The organism is Salimicrobium jeotgali (assembly GCF_001685435.2).
GTDB lineage: Bacteria > Bacillota > Bacilli > Bacillales > Halobacillaceae > Salimicrobium > Salimicrobium album.
Map to the genome: position 1 here is coordinate 894,376 of NZ_CP011361.2, position 16,707 is coordinate 911,082.

A 16,707-nucleotide genomic window follows, 5' to 3' on the forward strand; every position below is an offset into this window, starting at 1 on the left:
CCTTCAAGATCATAATCTTGAAGGGGTTTATTAATTTGCTGATTTAATTCATAGTTCTCAATGCTTCCGGTCTTTTTTATATCTTTTTAGCAGCGTGTATCTGCCCAGATACCAAAACGAATTACTCCTACACCAAGGTCATCTTTATCAGCTGTGCAATCCATTAGCTCATTGTGACATTTACATCTATCTTCACCACGATTTAAACACTCATCGTGGAAATAACAGCAAAGGTCAGTAGAGTTAACTATAGCTCCACCTCCATATTGACGGCCATCGCCACAGTCTCGACCGCAATAGTTGTATTCTAAGCTCTCAGTCGTACCTGGTGTTGGTCCAGTACCAGTGTAAAAACTACAACAAGTGTCAATACAGTTGACTTGAAGATAAACTTCTTCTGATTCATTAATAGAAGTATTGTTAATTTCGTCCATTTTAATTCCTCCAATTTTAGTCTTTAATTTTAATCAAATTTTCGTAATGAGCAAATAATGATTTTTCATTTATAAGTCTTGACTTAATAAAACGATCGATACTTTTATCCGAATAGATGTTCAGTAAAAGCGCCAACAGCCCTGTAATATGTGGAGCTGCCATAGACGTACCAGATAAAGCGATTTCATTGTTGCCGGGAATAGTAGACAATATATCAACACCAGGGGCTAATAGTTCCGCCTTATTATTTTTGGTGGAAAAAGGTGCAATTTTCTTGTCTCTATCTACAGCACCCACCTGTATAACTTCAGGAAAGTAACTAGGGAATAGTTTCAGATCACCAAGTTCGGCATTGTTGAAATTTCCAGAAGCCCCCACTATGAATATATTTTTCTCCTTTGCTTCTTTCAGTGCCTTTTCAAGCTCAGAGTTTTCACTCTTTGAAGCTAGGGATAAATTTATTATATCCACTGTCTCTCCATTTTCCCCCACCCATTGCGATGCAAAATTAATAGCATCAATTACAGGTCTAAAAGATTCCACTTTAAGTGAATTAAATACTTTCAACACCAATATCTTTACATAGGGGGCTACTCCAACCAATCCATTTTGAAAATTACGTGCACCAATAATTCCTGCTACATGAGTACCATGAGATACATTGTCTGAAACATCATGTTTATCCCCAAAATCAGTAAAGTTGTAGCTTGCAATAATACTTGAACTGAGGGCACTATGGTGTACGTCGCATCCAGAATCTATGACAGCCACCACTCTGCCTTTTCCATAACCCGTTTGTGTCCACAAATTAGGTGCACCTATTGCTTCGACTCCCCATGGAATGCTCTCTTTGTTCATAGACTGTTCGGCCAAAGCGAATCACTGCACCTTTCATTCGGATTTCAACCACTAAACTGCTTACCTAATATTTTACATAGACAAGATTTATTTATTTTAGTAGTTCTTTTTCAAAGGTCTCTTTATCAAATCCTGTAACTTTAATATAGTTATTTTCGGATTTAATTACAGAAAAAGGTGTTTTATTCACACCGTACTCTACTAGTTCTTCTAAGTGTGTTTTACTCTCTGAAACATCTCTCTCTTCAAAATCTACCCCATTTTCCTTCAACCACTCTTTCAAGTTTTTTGAGTGATTACATTTTTGCAGCGTGTACACAATAACTTTTTTCATTTGTTAATTCCTCCTTTAATCTTATATAGTGAAACTACCCTAATTAATTAAACGATTTATATAAAAAACTTTTTTGATTGATGTTTCTATTGTTCATCAATCATAGGGTGAAGGATTTTTATCATCAAGTTAAAAAAAGAGGGCGTACGACTTAACGTATGCCCTCTTTCATCAATTTGTTTAAAGTTTTTTTCTAAGCGGGTCAACAAATAAAAAGTTACGACAATAGGAAACCCTAAATTTCCGATGAGACTTAACCATGTGTTTGGATCCATATAGGCACCCTCCTTCCCCTTTATTTCGTAGTTCTTGCTTTCAGAAGAGGTAGTACCCGGATTTGAACCGGGGTTCAAGGTTTTGCAGACCTCTGCCTTACCACTTGGCTATACTACCGTATTGAATAATCATGGGGACAATAAGGGTGAAGAAGCGAAGGCTTCAGCACCCTCCCTTTCCTACCCATGAATTGTTGATCATTCCTTTTTAGTTATCACCTGAATTTTCAGGACAGCATGTCCCATCAAAGACTAGATTTCCTCCGATTACCTTATGATAACCTAAACAATCTGACTGGAACCCGCAACACTCTTTAATTTTCGCACAAACAATTTCTGCTTGAGGCTCTACATTTTTATCACTCATCTCTTCACCCCACTTACTATAGAAAGTGAAAGTTACCGAAAAAAATAAACAAGAGAAGTGAATTTATTTCTCCGCATACTTCTCTATGTTTTGGAGCGCCCGTGTCTTGAGATTGGATACGTTTTGTTCACTATCCCCCAGGTATGCCGCAATTTCTTTATTATTTAATTCATGAATAAAAAACAGTGAGAGGACGTGCTTTTGTTTTCTCGTCAGCTTACGAACCGCCTTGGATAAAGTCGGGTTGGTAAATACATCCTCTAAGTTTTCTTCCACTAGCTCATCATAAGGAACCTCTTCACCCCCAAGAACTTCCGATAATTGTTGGTTGTCTCCTTCTTGGTTATTATCTAATGGCTTATTTAGGATTAACGGAAACCTCTGAGCATCTACATTTTTTCTTTTGTCATAATCAATCGAAAAGTAATGAATTAAGTTAGATAAGTAACTTACAATTTTAGCCCGATAAAAATAATGCCTGAATTTTTCATCGAGCAAAATCGATGCTTGGTGATCCCCTTGGAGGTGCTTTTGTAATAAATTTAAATGTCTCTCTTCCTGTAAAAAAGCCCGGACAATGGGTTGCTGCATAAAAGTGGGATTGTTTTTTCTGAATTCTTCTATACTTCGATTTTTCATCTTGGTATCACCCTTTGCTACGATTCGTTCCGAGTGCGAATTTTACATAAGATACGATATAATGGACAAAACAGGAACACACGTTCGTTTTGTCCATTATATTACATTTTATTTAGAAAGAAACTAAGGAATTTTACAACTTTTGATCTAAGTGCTCTTGGCATGTATTCAGAGAATAGGACTCTCGACAATTTTTTCGTATTTTTTGGATATGCTGAGCTAGCAGCACACAAATATCTTGATAGAGGATCTGCTCCTCACCGGTGGCACAATCTAACTTTTGTACAAATCGATGTAATTCTTTCCTTAATTCTATATGACGGGCAAATAGAGATTCGAGATATTGGTCTTCTGCTTCGTTCATAGACCTCCTCCTATCCTTTAATTGATGTGGAAATGTTGTTTAAGCTTTTCGGGATTGAAACCTGAAATATGGAAAGGGCCATCCTCTGTTTTTATTACCGTCAAGGGGACTCCTTTCACCCCAAAGTCCAACAGTTCTTTTCTGTAGTGATAATTTTCTTTAACGTTTTTTTCCTTATAGGAAATTTGGTGGAAATTCATCCATTCTTTTAATTTGTGACAAAAACCGCAGGTAGGGGTCGTGTAAATAGTAATGTTTTGCATACATTGATTCCTCCTTTACTAAAAAGAGTGAAAAAAATATACAATTTTACACACTTTTCGAAAAAATGGAAAAATGTTCTTTTCTGGTGTTTAAAATTCTTTCTTTTTGTCACTTTAGGAAGAAGATAGAAAGGGGAGGTCTTAGATGCTAAACTATAACGAAAAAGAAATAATTGACTATATCCATCAGCTCGACCCAAAAATTAAGAAAGCATTGCATCAAACAAAAACAGAAGAACGAGAGGATTTAGAACAATCAATTAAACTGAAAATTTTAGAAAATGAAGAGAAGATTGTAAATATTCAAGCCATGGGTTTTTTCGAGTTCAAAGAACAATTTTCACATTAGAGAAATGGTATCTGTGTGAACACCACGTGCTTTTCTTAAGAATATTCTGAAAGACAGTTTCTTCATCGAAGAGCTGTCTTTCTTTTTGTGTGCCCGGCACGGGTATAAACTATAGGGTTCAAGTCCTGAACGGCGAAGGTCGTTGTAGCCGTTAGTCAAAGGCAAGGGTGTCCAGGGAGACCTGGAATCTAAAGGAAGCCGGAGGCAAATTTCCGCCGCGAGGAACACGAACCTCATAATAGGCTGTCTGCCTGGGGTGAGTCTGCGAAACAAGACGAAGCCCCAACGACCAAAGGGGCAGGCAGTAAATGAGGCGGGGATATGGAAAGGAAGTTTATGCTTTTACCCGGGGAGGTCTGATGGACAAGCCGTACACATGCGGTAACCGATTCCTAAGGAATCGCTGAACCATCAGAAGTCAGCCGAAGCCATAGTACCTTACCTTCCGGAAGGTAGGGGAAGGGCTGAATCATAAAATGAGTACCATTTCTCTGGCGTACGTATCATCTGATGACACAGAATATATCAACCAGTTGCGAGAAAGAAGTGAAGTCTTCGAGGGCGTAACTGGGGTGGAAGATTGATGCCACACAATAGAACGAAATGATCACGTGGAGGGTAAGTAAAATATGTTGGAAAACATCCTACACCGAAACAATATGAATGCCGCCTATCTCAAGGTGACAAAGAATAAAGGAAGTCATGGCGTGGATGGCGTTTCCACCTCCGAACTGAAAGCTCAGATTTCGGGAGAATGGGACACCATCCACGACCAACTTCTGAAGGGTACGTATCAACCGTCTCCCGTCCGTCGAGTCGAAATCCCGAAACCGAACGGAGGCAAACGGGAGTTAGGTATCCCTACGGTGATGGATCGCATGATCCAACAAGCGCTTAACCTCTATCTTCAATCGATATATGACCCAGCGTTTTCCACACAAAGCCACGGATTCCGACCGGGAAAAAGAGCCCATGATGCGGTGAGGCAGGCGAAAACCTATATCAATGAGGGATACACTTGGGTTGTGGACATTGATCTTGAGAAATTCTTCGACCGAGTGAATCACGACCGCTTGATGCGAACGCTAAGCTTCCGCATTAAAGACCACCGGGTGCTTCGTCTTATCCGAAGATACCTTCAAGTAGGTATTATGGAAGGTGGGCTTACGACCCCAAACCGAAGTGGAATACCTCAGGGAAGTCCATTAAGCCCTCTTCTTTCGAATATTGTGCTCGATGAACTGGATAAAGAACTGGAATCCAGAGGTATTCGCTTCGTTCGGTTCGCTGATGACGTGCAAATGTATGCAGGTTCCAAACGAGCCGCCGAACGTATCCTCAAGAATATGATGACCTTCATCGAAAAGACGCTGAAACTCAAGGTCAACCGAGAGAAAAGTGCGGTGAGCCGCCCATGGAAACGTAAGTTTCTCGGGTTCAGCTTTACACCTTCGGTGAAAGGAAAGGCTAGAGTGCGCGTCCACAAAGATTCGGTTCATAAGGCTAAACAACGTTTACGCCAATTGACGAGTCGAAAGTGGAGTACCGATATGAAATACCGTATTGAGAAAATTAATGAGTTTCTTACCGGATGGTATAACTACTTTCGTTTGGCGGAAACGCCATCGATCTTCAAAAGAATGATGGAATGGTTGAAGAGAAGACTTCGAATGATTTGATGGAAAGAGTGGAAACTGCCCAAGGCCAAAGTGAAGAATTTAATAGCATTGGGAGTGACAAAGGCGAAAGCCTTCGAATGGGGAAATACAAGAAAAGGCTACTGGCGTATAGCCAGTAGCCCAATTCTCCATCGCACACTCAATGACCACTATTGGCAACGTATGGGTTTGAAATCATTGAATGCACGTTGAATTTTATGAAACCGCCGTATACGGAACCGTACGTACGGTGGTGTGAGAGGACGGAGGCTAGTCACCTCCTCCTACTCGATTGGATATTAATGAACAAGGGCATCTTTGCTAGATTTCTTGAAAAACAAGGAGAGTAAGAAAGAACCCTACAAGACCCGAGGTTCTCAGTTAGATAAAGATGGTTATTTATTCAATACTCAATTTGTTGTAATGCCTGCGGTCGTACTCCGACTTACATTCAGAGCGATTCTTCCCATATCGATGAGGGGTCCAACGGATATTAATAATCCGGCAAGACCTACAGGTAAATTTACAGTCGATAATACAATTATGGCAGCAAGCGTGGCGCCGCCTTCTACTCCTATCACTCCAAAAGAACTGATTGCTACGACAGCGACTACTGTCACCAAAAGGGAAAGAGAAGGTGGGACAATGTTCATAGTAGGAGCAATCATGACTGCTAACATCGCTGGATAAATATCTGCACATCCATTTTGACCTATAGAAAAACCAAATAAACCGGAAAAATTCGTAATACTATCCTGAACATTAAAAAACTTTCGTTGGGTTTTAATATTTAGAGGCAGCGAAGTCGCACTTGACTGTGAAGAAAAAGAAAAGGCAAGAACAGGAAAAGACCCTTTAACGTAGTCGATAGGCTTTACTCCAGCTAGGAAAATCATCCCTATGTTTACGAGAAACATTAGCCCAAGGAGAATGTATGAAGCGATTAAAAATTCACTCAAGTCCCCAATGGCTTGTAGACATCATTTTGTCATAAGAGTCATTACTCCATAAGGAGTAAGTTGGATAATCATTTTTAATAACTTCAAGACTAACGTTTGAAGGGACTCCATAAGGTCTTCTAAACGCTGTGCTGCGGTTGGTGCATCTTTTTTTAACTTTAATAAAGCTATCCCGGTTAAGGGGGAAAATAACACAATAGCAACCGCAGAGGTACTTCGACTTCCAGTGAAATCTAAGAATGGATTGCTCGGTATACCATAGAGAATTCTTTCAGTAATGGTTTGATGATCCAAATCATCTAAATTAGCTTCTAAGCGATCAAATCGAAGCGTTTCAGCTTCCCAAATATTTAAGGAGGAAGTATCTAAATTAAAACTTAAGGAAACTCCAATGCCAATCAGGGCAACTATAGCTGTCATGCCTAAAAATATTTCAATCACCGACATCGAAACTTTACCCATTTTGCTTAAAGAATGGGTATTTATAAAAGCCATGACAATGAATACAAACAGTAGAGGCATTATTAACATCTTTAGAAAACCAACCTCCTCATATCCGACCATCTTAATCCACTGCAGACTGCGGGAAATATTCAAACTGTTTTCTCCATATGTCCATTGCAACAAAGCCCCATAGCACCGGGGCCAAGCCCTACCATAACTTACTTAGGAAAGGGTATAAGAGAGCGTTTTAAAACGAAACTCAAAACCATAAATGCACTGAACAAATTTAGGTTAATCAAAACTAACGTTATATCCATATTATTCCTTTATTAATTTATAAAAAAGTAAAGAGGAAAAAAAGAAAAGTTACATTTCTCTTAGGAAAATTACTCATGAAGTTCAATGATAAGCTCGACCAACTCTTCGTGCTTACGTGATTGCGATGGGGTCACATGGCCAAAAAATCCGTAAGGTGTTTACGGTCACTCGCAAGCACGGGGTCGAAGAGAAGGAATTACCTTTTAAAGAAGGAGTGCTAAGTTTTGTCCACGATCCATTTAACCAACACCTTTCGTCCGAAGTTGAAACCTCACTCAATTGGTACGATGGCTGTCTAACCTTTACGGACACCTCTGATTACTCTGAAATCACATATAATCACTGTGGAGCAGAATGTGGAGATCGAGGCGCTTACGGCGGAGGGTATAAGGTGAATTCACTGGACGGATGTTGCTATGCACACGATAATTGTTACAGTGCCTTTGGATCCAATGATTGTGGGTGCGACCAAGATTTGGCTGACTGGAATATGACGGAAACCCTGGTTATTGGCAGGTTTATACATGGGCTAGCAATAAATTTTGTAACTAAGTTAAAAAGAACATGTGGAATAAAATGACCACCGTTATCCCGGTGGTCATTTTTATGTATGCACTTATTTTTTGTGGTTATTCGTGAAGTTCCTACCCCATAGTAATCTACCAGAAAAACTTTGTTTGATGATTCTTGTTTTAGAAATGATTTCCATATAAAGTAACTCTCTATAGTTGATATAAGAAATAATGTGTTCTCTTCCATTCAACAAATAATCTACAGAGTAAAATCCAGTTCAAGAAGATCCACGTTTTCCAACCACGTATATTCACTCTAAAGTTTTATATCTCCGTAACACTCACGTTAAAGAACTCTTTCTTCGCCCTGAAGGCCTTATCTCAAACATTATGTATGATTAATAAAACAGCATTTTAGTTTTACTGAGTTAATGTGTTATTGTGTAGCTTTAGATGAACCCTGTTCATCCATTTGGTTATTCAATACTTCAATAATGCAATAGCAAAATAACTCATGTTATGAGAGGCTTCTTGAACCATTATCATGTCAGCGTTTTCCTGTTGGTGCGGAAATAAAGGATATCTAGAGAGGTACAATGCTGAAATTGCATACTAGAACTCTTAAATTATTCATTTTTTGAAAATAGATTTGTGGAAATATTACAGGTGATAATTCGCTTTTAATCCGCGTAAGCCTTAAAGTAGTTAAGGTTTATACGTCATTTATTTATTAACAATGCATGTTTTGATTGGCCGATCTAAATACAGGGGAAAGAAAATATTTATTCATATTGCAATGTTAAGGTCTGATAAATTCTTAAAGTCCAGACCATAACAAAAAGTATGAAACTACTTTCTGATTTAGACCTAGATTAATAAGATAGTCTAATAACTCAAACAATACATCACTATCTGCATTCTTCAGAAAGATGGCGACAGATACATCACCCTCCGTGATATTGCTTCTCTCTATGAAACCCCGACTACTTATATCTACTCTCTAATTCCCTACGAAGATGACCCTGATGTCCAAGATTTTTTGTTCGGCCAAACGATTGAGCTTCTAATCTTTTTATTACTCCATGAAACCAAAATGCCTTCTTATCTTATAACCGTGATAAGAAGACAAAGTTCTAAGTATATTTATCAGCGAATCAGTTACGATGGGAACAGTTGGCGCAGCAAAAATGTACATAGATTACGAAAAGCCTAATCAAAAAAATGTATAGGGGGAGAACACCGTTTTTTTATAAGAACGTGGGAGAAAACTATGAATTCGTACAATCATGTAGTTAATGCTTTAAAACAATGGTCATTCATGAACGGGTGGACGTTGAACACTTCCGATATTAAAACCCGGCCCCCTTTATGACCTAAGGGGCCGGGTTTTTTATTGTTCTATACTATACCAACGTACCTCGTACGATAGTAGAGGACAGAGGGGGGATAAATCTAACCTATGATGTCAAAGGAAACTTAGGCAAAGGAAACAATGCGATCCCCTTGTTCTGTGAGAACGGTACATTTGTTTAGCGCTGTTAAGATGTTAGGAATGGAAATCTTTTGATCCTTTTCTTTTAATAAACGGTGCACCAAACTAATAGCACCAGTTATTTGCGGTACGGCCATGGACGTACCTGTTAATTGCGCGTATTTCCCGTTAGGAATCGTGGAAAAAATATTGGTACCCGGGGCCACGTAATCGATGTTTTTATTCGTGTTGGAATAATGGGCCACTTGATCGTTCCGAGTCATCGCTCCTATTTGTAAGACCTCTTTGTAAAAGCCGGGATAAAAGATTTCGCTGGTACTCCTTCGCCCATCCCCGTCATTGCCCGAGGCAGCTACACTTACAATACCGTTCTGATAAGCCTTTCGGATAGCACGATGAAGGGCGGCATCGTTTTTCGGACCTCCTAAGGAAAGGTTCAACGTCGCGACGTTTTCGTTATTAGGCCCTCGCCATCTAATCGCATAATCAATAGCCTCTACTAACGATTGATAATTTCCGGAGTTAGGGTATTCCCCCAGGACCTTTAAGATGAGTAATTTTGATTTAGGAGCTATTCCTACCATGCCCTTCCTGTCCTCTTTGGCAGCCACAATACCGGACACGTGCGTTCCATGGATACCACTATCTTGAACATCGGACTTGGTACCTGTATCAGTGAAATTACGTACATCGATAATATTTTCCCTGAGATCAGGGTGCGTGATATCACACCCTGAATCGATAATAGTGTTCACTACCCCTTCGCCTTGATGGGCGTCTTTCCATATGGCCGGAGCGTGCATTCTTGTCACCCCGTAAGGTTTTTTATGAAATTTCTCTTCTACCTTTATTTGTGGCGTGTTTATTTTTGTAGTCATCGCCATCCCCCTCCTGTTCGATTCCCGGCGTGCCTCCGGTTACGGCAGCATTGTCACGTATTGGTCGTTTGCCGTGATATATAATCCACTTTTTAGTTGGTACATTTGATGCGAATCTACCAGTAACTCATCTTTCAACGTAAAAACCTCTCCCGCAGTCACTGTAGTGTACCTAGCGTCCCAATCGGGACGATCGTACACCCAAAGAGTTTGGGCTTCAATAACAATTCTTTGGCCAGCAATCGATCCTTCGTCCTCCTCTGTTCGTAATTCTTTTTTAAATGCCTCCCAATCATTCAGCAAACGAGCCGGACAATTTTTTCCCGTCCACCTGTGATGCGTAACTACATTCGCATAAGGAATAGAGAGACTTGCTTTTAAGGACTGTATAAGCTCCATGGCTTTTTGTTTTGTTTTAGAAAAAGAACCGTCTTCATTCACGCAAAGTTCTATGCCGATGGATGCAGCGTTCCCTTCGCTTCCGGCATGCCATCCTATTTCATTAGTAGGAAGATGTTGAATAATCTGCTTATCGTCTACGGTATAGTGCCAGGACACCTGGCGGTTTTGAGCTTCTTCTCCCTTCACGTACCTAGCATGCATCTCAGCATCGGCACCTGTGTTTGTATTAGCTGTCTCGTGAATAGTGATATGCGTGGCATTTAGCTGATCTCCCGGACGATTTGTATTCGTGGTAGGAATTACATCTTGTTTGATTTCCATCTATACCCCTCCTATTTTTTCTTTTCAAGGACGTTCTCCAGAATGCGTATAGCTGTCGTGAGGCTATCTAGTCTTTTTTCGAATCTAGTTAATAGATATATAGCTACCAACGTAGGAAAGCCATAATTACCTAGCAATACTGCCCAGTCTGGTATATTCTCCATATCTACTCCTCCTTTGCTTACCTCAGAAAGAGGAAAAAGCCTGAATGAATCAACCAGTCGTCATATAAATTTTCAAAGTTATAGTGTAAAATAAAAAAAATGAGAACACATGTTCTTATTTTGGTTGATGTTTGGCCTGTTTTTCTTCTTTCTATAGTAATTGCATAATAAGGAGGGTTTTTATGGTGAATAAAAAACAGGGGAACAATCTTCCATCTTCTTATAGAGAAAACGACGACTTTTTTTCAGATCCTTTGATTCAATCATTTATGAACGAAGGGAATAATAAAGAATTGTTTAGAGAAGCTACGAACGAAAATAATCTTGAAGCGTCCAACTGTCTGGATCAGCGCTTTCGGGAATTCTATTTAAGAGTTCGATTGATTCATTACGTCGATAAATTGGCTCGTTTATACGTGAAATCTTATGGAGAAAAAAAGGAAGCACTATGCGGAACTAACGTTAGACACATCTGTCCAAAACGGAAGTGAAGGAGAAACATCCATAAAGGATCTGTATCCTCATCCGCAACCGCCCCTTGTCGAGGAGACGGCACGATCTATTGAAGATATTTTACCCACGAAAAAAATGATTCAGATCTACCAGTCATTTAGTAAGCAAAAACAAATCATTCTTTATTTATGGGTTTATGTTCAGTTATCTATCAGAGAAATTGCAGAAGTCCTTTCCTGTTCTCCTCAGAATGTTTCCAAATTGAAAGCGAAAGCGTTGAGTCAATTACGAGAAGGGAGGGATAGGCGATGAATAAGAATGAAATTATCATGGAAGTCGTAGAAAGAATGAACGCGAGGATTGAAACAGGCGCCAAAGGCACGGGTTTTCAGGATAGAGAGGATGTAAAACAAGATATCCATATGCGTCTTGTGAAGGTGGCTCACGACATGGACGTTATATCTTTTTGGACTTTTAAACAGAACTTTGAAAAAAATACGGAGAATGGTTGAAAAACTACGGTTTCTTCTTCTTTTATAGATAGACCAACAAAAAAGGAGAGATTTTACATGAACATTGATAACCAATCCATTCATTCAAACGAAGTTCCAAGGTGATCGACATGGTTCAGAAACAACGATTTGTTGTATTTTTATATTTAACAAAGCTCAGTCGATGGAAACTTTGGGCCAAAACTGAATCTAATGTTGAAAAGTTCAAGAAGCCACAGGGCTTTATGTGGATGAGGATGTAGGCCGGATGACTATGAATCTTTTATAGCTGGAAGCTACTCACCCACACACTGACAAAGAGGTAGAAGAGAAATTAAAAGAAATGGGTGTATCTACGGAAAAAGTAACTTCACCCGTAGAAAAAAATATATTCAACTTTTATAGTGCAGTTTTTTGTTACTTTTGTGAGGATCTGAATTATGGGATGTTTTGTAATATTGAAAGTAACGGAGCTTTAATTACAAGTTCTGAAATTTTATGAAGGGGTGTATTTTTGTGGATGAAATGGTGCTTTTAACACAAGAGTGGGTAAATGAAACTTACGGAAATCATCCGGGTTACAATACCATCGATGAAAATGGTAACACTGGATGGAATACAATTCATGCTTTAACACGAGCGCTTCAAATTGAACTGGGAATTACTAATACAGCTGATAACTTTGGAGCTGGAACGTTAGCGAGAGTTAGAGGTATCACTCCTATATCTAAAAATTCGAATACCAATAAAAATATTGTGAAAATTATTCAGGGAGCATTGTATTGTAAGGGGTACGGTCCTGGGGGAGTTACAGGAACTTATGGGTCCGGAACTGAAAGAGCAGTGACCGTTTTACAAAGAGACATGGGAGAAGATAATCCGAGTGGAAGTGTGGATGGGAAATTTTTTAAAGCTTTACTATCCATGGATGCTTATTCTTTATTGTATGGAGGAGAAGAATCTATTCGTACCGTCCAGCAATGGATGAACAAAACTTACATCCATAGGAAAAACTTTTTTTATATGCCTTGTGATGGACTATACTCCAGAAACACGCAAGAGGCTCTAATCTACGCTATTCAATATGAAGAAGGTTTGAGTGATTCAATTGCTAATGGTCACTTTGGTCCTAGCACTCAGAGCTTGTTACCTACGCTGCAAGTGGGTGATGCGGATGGTACCGACAATTTTGTTAGATTGTTTCAGGCGGCTATGAGGTTTAATGGATATGATGTTTCATTTGACGGCCAATTTGATGCAAATTTGAGTAGTAAGGTTAAGGACTTTCAATCTTTCACTAAATTAACTGTTAATGGACAAGCTGACTTCCAAACATGGGCTTCTTTATTAGTAAGTACCGGAGATCCGAGCCGTGACGGGAGTGCTTGTGATTGTATTACGGAAATAACTCCTGCTCGAGCCGAAACTTTGCGACAGCATGGTTATGAAACTGTAGGGCGATATCTAACAAATGTACCTGGCGGTTTAAATAAAAAAATCCAACCAGGGGAATTGGAAAACATTTTTAATGCTGGGCTCACAGTTTATCCAATATACCAAACTGTAGGAAGAGATGCTTCTTACTTTAATGAAGAGCAGGGTAAGGAAGACGCAATTTCAGCTTTTAAGGCAGCTCAAGACTATGGTTTTAAGGATGGAACCATCATTTATTTTGCTGTGGATTTTGATGCGTTAGGGTATCAGATCTCAGGAAATATTATTCCTTATTTTCGATCAATTAAGCAAAGTCTAAATGTTTTGGGATATGACTACAAAGTAGGTGTTTATGGAGCTAGAAATGTCTGTATCCAAGTATCTGAGGCTGGTCATGCGGTGAGTAGCTTCGTAAGTGGTATGTCTACAGGATTTAGTGGGAATCTAGGTTATCCTCTTCCTGGTAATTGGGCTTTTAATCAAATTTCAACAATTACAATTGGATCTGGAGACGGTCAAATTCAAATTGATAATAACATTAAATCCGGACGTGATAATGGAGCTTCTTCAGTAAGTAGTGAAGTTTCCAACAATGATCCTAGTGTGCATAGTGTTAGCTCACCATTTGCTGAAATTCAAGAGATTTATAGCTCAGAATCTGTAGATACTATAAGCTATTCTAAGGCTTATGATATTAAGCTTGGGCGAATAGAAGGCGAGCTAACAGGACAAATTATTTTTGGAGATGCTAGTAAAGGTAATTGGGACTTAGGAGTCGACAAAGCTATAAATGGTGACGTAATGGATGGAATTATAAACCAATTTTTAAATAAGATGTTAGAAGATGGTTATCTTCCTTCTGGAGTAAATGAAGTTACAGAGGCACGAGCAGAAGTTGACAGAATAATGGATAAAATTCCGAATATCTCGGAGATTAGAGTTGATCAACTGAATCCTAAGTTATCATCTGAATCTCCATTTTTCATAATGGAATACCTTGTTATAGAGATAATGAGAAAATCTGCCCCTAGTGTATACGTAAAAGAAAAGTTAGCTCTAACCGATGTAGATTGGGATGAAGATAAACTGCAAAAAGAGGCACAAATTATAATTTTAATCTTAATTCTTGCTTATGCTACTTCGTTTGCGGTAAGTGCAGCAGTAATAGCTGCACTTGGAAAGCGCTTAGGTCAGGCTTTAGCTAGATCTATGGGTATGTTATCAAAATGATTTCAATTTAAAATATATGAGTGTAAACCTTTTTTCACAAAAAAATTATCTCTCTTATAATGAAGGGAGATAATTTTTTTGGTTTATCTATGAATGATATAGTTTTAAAGACAATAGATACAAGAAGTGGGAGTTGAGTCTTTGTTTAAGAAAGTGTATGCCGTATTTATTATTGAATTTATTAGATTTCTGTTATGGGTGTTATTTTCCCACCCAGATAAAAAGCGTGAGAAAAAAGACGTTAACAATAGTATTGAAGATTTAATGAAAATAGCACAACAAAATCTAGTTAAATCTCAACGTCTAAATCAAGACCTAACTAAAGGGATGGTATCAGGACCTACTAAATCAATTAAGAAATTAATAAATGCATTTGAAAAAAATCGGTATTTATTAGAAGAAGATGAGCAGGAATTTTATTTACAAGTAGCTAGAGTTTGGGCAGGGGGACTTTTCAATAGTTATTATATAGCATTGATTTGTAGTGGAATCTTTTTGGTTACTTATTTAAGTACCTTTTTTCTTCATCCTTACCTTAGTGGATGGAGTACTGTTATTTGGATGACGATATTGTTTTTTAGTGCAATTATTGGAATTATTAATGCTTTACGTATTGAAGGAGGAATAAAATGGCTCCTTCTACTTCTTAATGTCTTTTTCTTTATTATCTTTATTATGATAATGAGTTGACTTTAAAGTTCCATCATATGCTGTGTTCTTTTACTAATAGCAAAACATCATTATCGCTCGCAAGTAGCTAAAGAGTAGACAACAAGGGGGGATTATATATAAGTGCTTATTTTATTTTCCCTTGTCCTACTGATGGAGTGGTATTGTTTGGATGTTGACATTTATAAAGGTTGTACCAAAGACTTTAAGTTATTTAAACTTTCTTGTGCAGTTGATTCATTATAATCATTTTCATCATTTTTACCATTAGAATAAAAACTAAGAAGACCATTTCTAGAATCATTAATCAAACAAATATGCCAAGGGCAGGGAGGATATTTAAGATGGAAAGTTATACTTATCGGGAGAATATTTTCAATTTTTCTCAAAAACCATCGATAATAAAAGATGTTGAAGGAAACGAGGCATATGAAGTACAACTTTATTATTTAAGTGGAGTTCAGAAATTATTAACGCAAGGACTGGGCCGTGTCACTAATGGAGCCACAAATATATTCAATCGTAGATAACAATTATTGTCTTTGTTCCAAAACTCGTCCTTTTCTGTACACATAGACTTTGCATACGAAAAGGATCTTTTTTTATGTATTTCGTGTACAAAAACCCTGTTCATCATTCTGTGTCCATTAACCAATTTTATTTTATCTTATGGTACAATGAAAACACGGAAAAAGAGAAATGAGGGATACAATGTTCATCGGATATGCACGTGTTTCTACAGGATTACAAAATTTGGATTTACAATTACATGCGTTAACCGAGTATGGATGTGAGAAAACGTTCCACGATAAAATGAGTGGAACGAAAAAACAACGTCCAGGTTTGGAGGAGGCAATTCATTATGCACGGGAAGGAGATACGATTGTCGTTTGGCGTTTAGATCGCTTAGGGAGGAACATGCAGGATTTGATTCAACTGGTGAATGAATTAAATGAACGAGGCGTCGCTTTCCATAGTTTACAGGAAAATCTGACGATGGATAAAAGCAATGCGACCGGTCAGTTAATGTTTCACTTGTTTGCGGCCTTTGCCGAATTTGAACGGAATTTGATTGAAGAACGCTCGGCTGCAGGACGAACAGCTGCAAGAGCAAGAGGACGTCTCGGGGGACGCCCGGAGAAGTTTGGAAAAAAAGACATAGAAATGATGCGCTCTCTGATTACCAATGGGACTCCCATCAAAGATGTTGCGGAGAAGTGGGGAGTGTCTCGAACCACGATTTATCGTTATTTGGAAAAAAAGTAGATGGAAAGTATTGTTAAATATTGGTATCAAAACTTCAAAGTTTTGAACAAGAGTTTTCCGAAATAGCCATAAATATTCTAATGATTACTGTTTTTTTGCTTAATGATATACAATACATAGCTATATTGAAAA

At 38.4% G+C, this 16,707-nt stretch carries 18 protein-coding genes, 1 tRNA gene and 2 pseudogenes; 9 read left to right on the forward strand and 12 right to left on the reverse strand.

Going from position 1 to position 16,707, the window contains the following annotated elements:
* Positions 1–86: 86 nt before the first annotated feature.
* From AAV35_RS14330 to AAV35_RS04490, 8 genes are all read right to left on the reverse strand, one after another.
* On the reverse strand, positions 87–434 hold the full coding sequence (locus tag AAV35_RS14330) for a hypothetical protein (protein WP_156330891.1): 348 nt from the start codon (positions 432–434) through the stop codon (positions 87–89).
* Between the two features lie 16 nt (positions 435–450).
* Positions 451–1,308 (reverse strand): S8 family peptidase, encoded by an 858-nt coding sequence (locus AAV35_RS04460; RefSeq protein ID WP_008590910.1) that lies wholly within the window; start codon positions 1,306–1,308, stop codon positions 451–453.
* Positions 1,309–1,384: 76 nt separating this feature from the next.
* Complete coding sequence (locus AAV35_RS04465; protein WP_008590913.1) at positions 1,385–1,627, reverse strand: glutaredoxin family protein; 243 nt, start codon at positions 1,625–1,627, stop codon at positions 1,385–1,387.
* A gap of 86 nt (positions 1,628–1,713) precedes the next feature.
* Positions 1,714–1,902 carry a YvrJ family protein gene (locus AAV35_RS04470; protein ID WP_008590915.1) on the reverse strand — a complete coding sequence of 63 codons (189 nt, stop codon included), beginning with the start codon at positions 1,900–1,902 and terminating at the stop codon, positions 1,714–1,716.
* 47 nt (positions 1,903–1,949) lie between these two features.
* A tRNA-Cys gene (locus AAV35_RS04475) sits at positions 1,950–2,020 on the reverse strand.
* Positions 2,021–2,332: 312 nt separating this feature from the next.
* A complete protein-coding gene (locus tag AAV35_RS04480) occupies positions 2,333–2,908 on the reverse strand; it encodes a sigma-70 family RNA polymerase sigma factor (protein ID WP_008590917.1) in 576 nt (191 codons plus the stop codon).
* A gap of 133 nt (positions 2,909–3,041) precedes the next feature.
* Positions 3,042–3,272, reverse strand: a complete 231-nt coding sequence (locus AAV35_RS04485; RefSeq protein WP_008590919.1) for a hypothetical protein — start codon at positions 3,270–3,272, stop codon at positions 3,042–3,044.
* Positions 3,273–3,289: 17 nt separating this feature from the next.
* Positions 3,290–3,535 (reverse strand): glutaredoxin family protein, encoded by a 246-nt coding sequence (locus tag AAV35_RS04490; protein ID WP_008590921.1) that lies wholly within the window; start codon positions 3,533–3,535, stop codon positions 3,290–3,292.
* 145 nt (positions 3,536–3,680) lie between these two features.
* On the opposite strand from AAV35_RS04490, the gene AAV35_RS04495 reads away from it, so the two are divergent.
* The gene (locus AAV35_RS04495) at positions 3,681–3,884 is read left to right on the forward strand and encodes a hypothetical protein (RefSeq protein WP_008590923.1); all 204 of its coding nucleotides are present in this window, start codon (positions 3,681–3,683) and stop codon (positions 3,882–3,884) included.
* A 629-nt stretch (positions 3,885–4,513) separates the two neighbouring features.
* Positions 4,514–5,755, forward strand: a pseudogene (ltrA, locus tag AAV35_RS04500) (group II intron reverse transcriptase/maturase).
* Between the two features lie 197 nt (positions 5,756–5,952).
* On the opposite strand, the pseudogene AAV35_RS14540 reads toward ltrA, so the two are convergent.
* From AAV35_RS14540 to AAV35_RS14615, 4 genes and pseudogenes are all read right to left on the reverse strand, one after another.
* Positions 5,953–7,128, reverse strand: a pseudogene (locus AAV35_RS14540) (cation:dicarboxylate symporter family transporter).
* A 2,123-nt stretch (positions 7,129–9,251) separates the two neighbouring features.
* Positions 9,252–10,145, reverse strand: coding sequence for a S8 family peptidase (locus AAV35_RS04510; RefSeq protein WP_008590932.1), 894 nt, complete (start codon positions 10,143–10,145; stop codon positions 9,252–9,254).
* A gap of 39 nt (positions 10,146–10,184) precedes the next feature.
* Entirely contained in the window at positions 10,185–10,868 is a 684-nt protein-coding gene (locus AAV35_RS04515; protein ID WP_008590934.1) for an N-acetylmuramoyl-L-alanine amidase, read from the reverse strand.
* Between the two features lie 11 nt (positions 10,869–10,879).
* On the reverse strand, positions 10,880–11,032 hold the full coding sequence (locus AAV35_RS14615; RefSeq protein WP_008590935.1) for a YvrJ family protein: 153 nt from the start codon (positions 11,030–11,032) through the stop codon (positions 10,880–10,882).
* A 182-nt stretch (positions 11,033–11,214) separates the two neighbouring features.
* Between AAV35_RS14615 and AAV35_RS14490 the strand changes: the two genes are divergently transcribed.
* From AAV35_RS14490 to AAV35_RS04550, 7 genes are all read left to right on the forward strand, one after another.
* Positions 11,215–11,523: a hypothetical protein gene (locus tag AAV35_RS14490; protein WP_008590937.1), complete on the forward strand. Its 309-nt coding sequence runs from the start codon at positions 11,215–11,217 to the stop codon at positions 11,521–11,523.
* A 97-nt stretch (positions 11,524–11,620) separates the two neighbouring features.
* The gene (locus AAV35_RS14695; RefSeq protein WP_204855002.1) at positions 11,621–11,797 is read left to right on the forward strand and encodes a sigma factor-like helix-turn-helix DNA-binding protein; all 177 of its coding nucleotides are present in this window, start codon (positions 11,621–11,623) and stop codon (positions 11,795–11,797) included.
* Positions 11,794–11,997 carry a hypothetical protein gene (locus tag AAV35_RS04530; RefSeq protein WP_008590940.1) on the forward strand — a complete coding sequence of 68 codons (204 nt, stop codon included), beginning with the start codon at positions 11,794–11,796 and terminating at the stop codon, positions 11,995–11,997. The genes AAV35_RS14695 and AAV35_RS04530 overlap by 4 nt, the downstream gene beginning before the upstream one ends.
* A 504-nt stretch (positions 11,998–12,501) precedes the next feature.
* Positions 12,502–14,640 (forward strand): glycoside hydrolase domain-containing protein, encoded by a 2,139-nt coding sequence (locus AAV35_RS04535; RefSeq protein ID WP_244890597.1) that lies wholly within the window; start codon positions 12,502–12,504, stop codon positions 14,638–14,640.
* A 141-nt stretch (positions 14,641–14,781) separates the two neighbouring features.
* Entirely contained in the window at positions 14,782–15,330 is a 549-nt protein-coding gene (locus AAV35_RS04540) for a hypothetical protein (protein WP_008591951.1), read from the forward strand.
* Between the two features lie 323 nt (positions 15,331–15,653).
* Positions 15,654–15,839 (forward strand): hypothetical protein, encoded by a 186-nt coding sequence (locus AAV35_RS04545; RefSeq protein WP_008591949.1) that lies wholly within the window; start codon positions 15,654–15,656, stop codon positions 15,837–15,839.
* A 181-nt stretch (positions 15,840–16,020) separates the two neighbouring features.
* The gene (locus AAV35_RS04550) at positions 16,021–16,575 is read left to right on the forward strand and encodes a recombinase family protein (RefSeq protein WP_008591799.1); all 555 of its coding nucleotides are present in this window, start codon (positions 16,021–16,023) and stop codon (positions 16,573–16,575) included.
* The last annotated feature ends 132 nt before the right edge of the window (positions 16,576–16,707 follow it).

What these genes read in the sequence shown, in the direction of transcription:
- AAV35_RS14330 (WP_156330891.1), bottom strand. Translation starts at nt 434, where the DNA reads ATGGACGAAATTAACAATACTTCTATTAATGAATCAGAAGAAGTTTAT.
- AAV35_RS04465 (WP_008590913.1), bottom strand. Translation starts at nt 1,627, where the DNA reads ATGAAAAAAGTTATTGTGTACACGCTGCAAAAATGTAATCACTCAAAA.
- AAV35_RS04470 (WP_008590915.1), bottom strand. Translation starts at nt 1,902, where the DNA reads ATGGATCCAAACACATGGTTAAGTCTCATCGGAAATTTAGGGTTTCCT.
- AAV35_RS04480 (WP_008590917.1), bottom strand. Translation starts at nt 2,908, where the DNA reads ATGAAAAATCGAAGTATAGAAGAATTCAGAAAAAACAATCCCACTTTT.
- AAV35_RS04485 (WP_008590919.1), bottom strand. Translation starts at nt 3,272, where the DNA reads ATGAACGAAGCAGAAGACCAATATCTCGAATCTCTATTTGCCCGTCAT.
- AAV35_RS04490 (WP_008590921.1), bottom strand. Translation starts at nt 3,535, where the DNA reads ATGCAAAACATTACTATTTACACGACCCCTACCTGCGGTTTTTGTCAC.
- AAV35_RS04495 (WP_008590923.1), top strand. Translation starts at nt 3,681, where the DNA reads ATGCTAAACTATAACGAAAAAGAAATAATTGACTATATCCATCAGCTC.
- AAV35_RS04510 (WP_008590932.1), bottom strand. Translation starts at nt 10,145, where the DNA reads ATGACTACAAAAATAAACACGCCACAAATAAAGGTAGAAGAGAAATTT.
- AAV35_RS04515 (WP_008590934.1), bottom strand. Translation starts at nt 10,868, where the DNA reads ATGGAAATCAAACAAGATGTAATTCCTACCACGAATACAAATCGTCCG.
- AAV35_RS14615 (WP_008590935.1), bottom strand. Translation starts at nt 11,032, where the DNA reads ATGGAGAATATACCAGACTGGGCAGTATTGCTAGGTAATTATGGCTTT.
- AAV35_RS14490 (WP_008590937.1), top strand. Translation starts at nt 11,215, where the DNA reads ATGGTGAATAAAAAACAGGGGAACAATCTTCCATCTTCTTATAGAGAA.
- AAV35_RS14695 (WP_204855002.1), top strand. Translation starts at nt 11,621, where the DNA reads ATGATTCAGATCTACCAGTCATTTAGTAAGCAAAAACAAATCATTCTT.
- AAV35_RS04530 (WP_008590940.1), top strand. Translation starts at nt 11,794, where the DNA reads ATGAATAAGAATGAAATTATCATGGAAGTCGTAGAAAGAATGAACGCG.
- AAV35_RS04535 (WP_244890597.1), top strand. Translation starts at nt 12,502, where the DNA reads ATGGTGCTTTTAACACAAGAGTGGGTAAATGAAACTTACGGAAATCAT.
- AAV35_RS04545 (WP_008591949.1), top strand. Translation starts at nt 15,654, where the DNA reads ATGGAAAGTTATACTTATCGGGAGAATATTTTCAATTTTTCTCAAAAA.
- AAV35_RS04550 (WP_008591799.1), top strand. Translation starts at nt 16,021, where the DNA reads ATGTTCATCGGATATGCACGTGTTTCTACAGGATTACAAAATTTGGAT.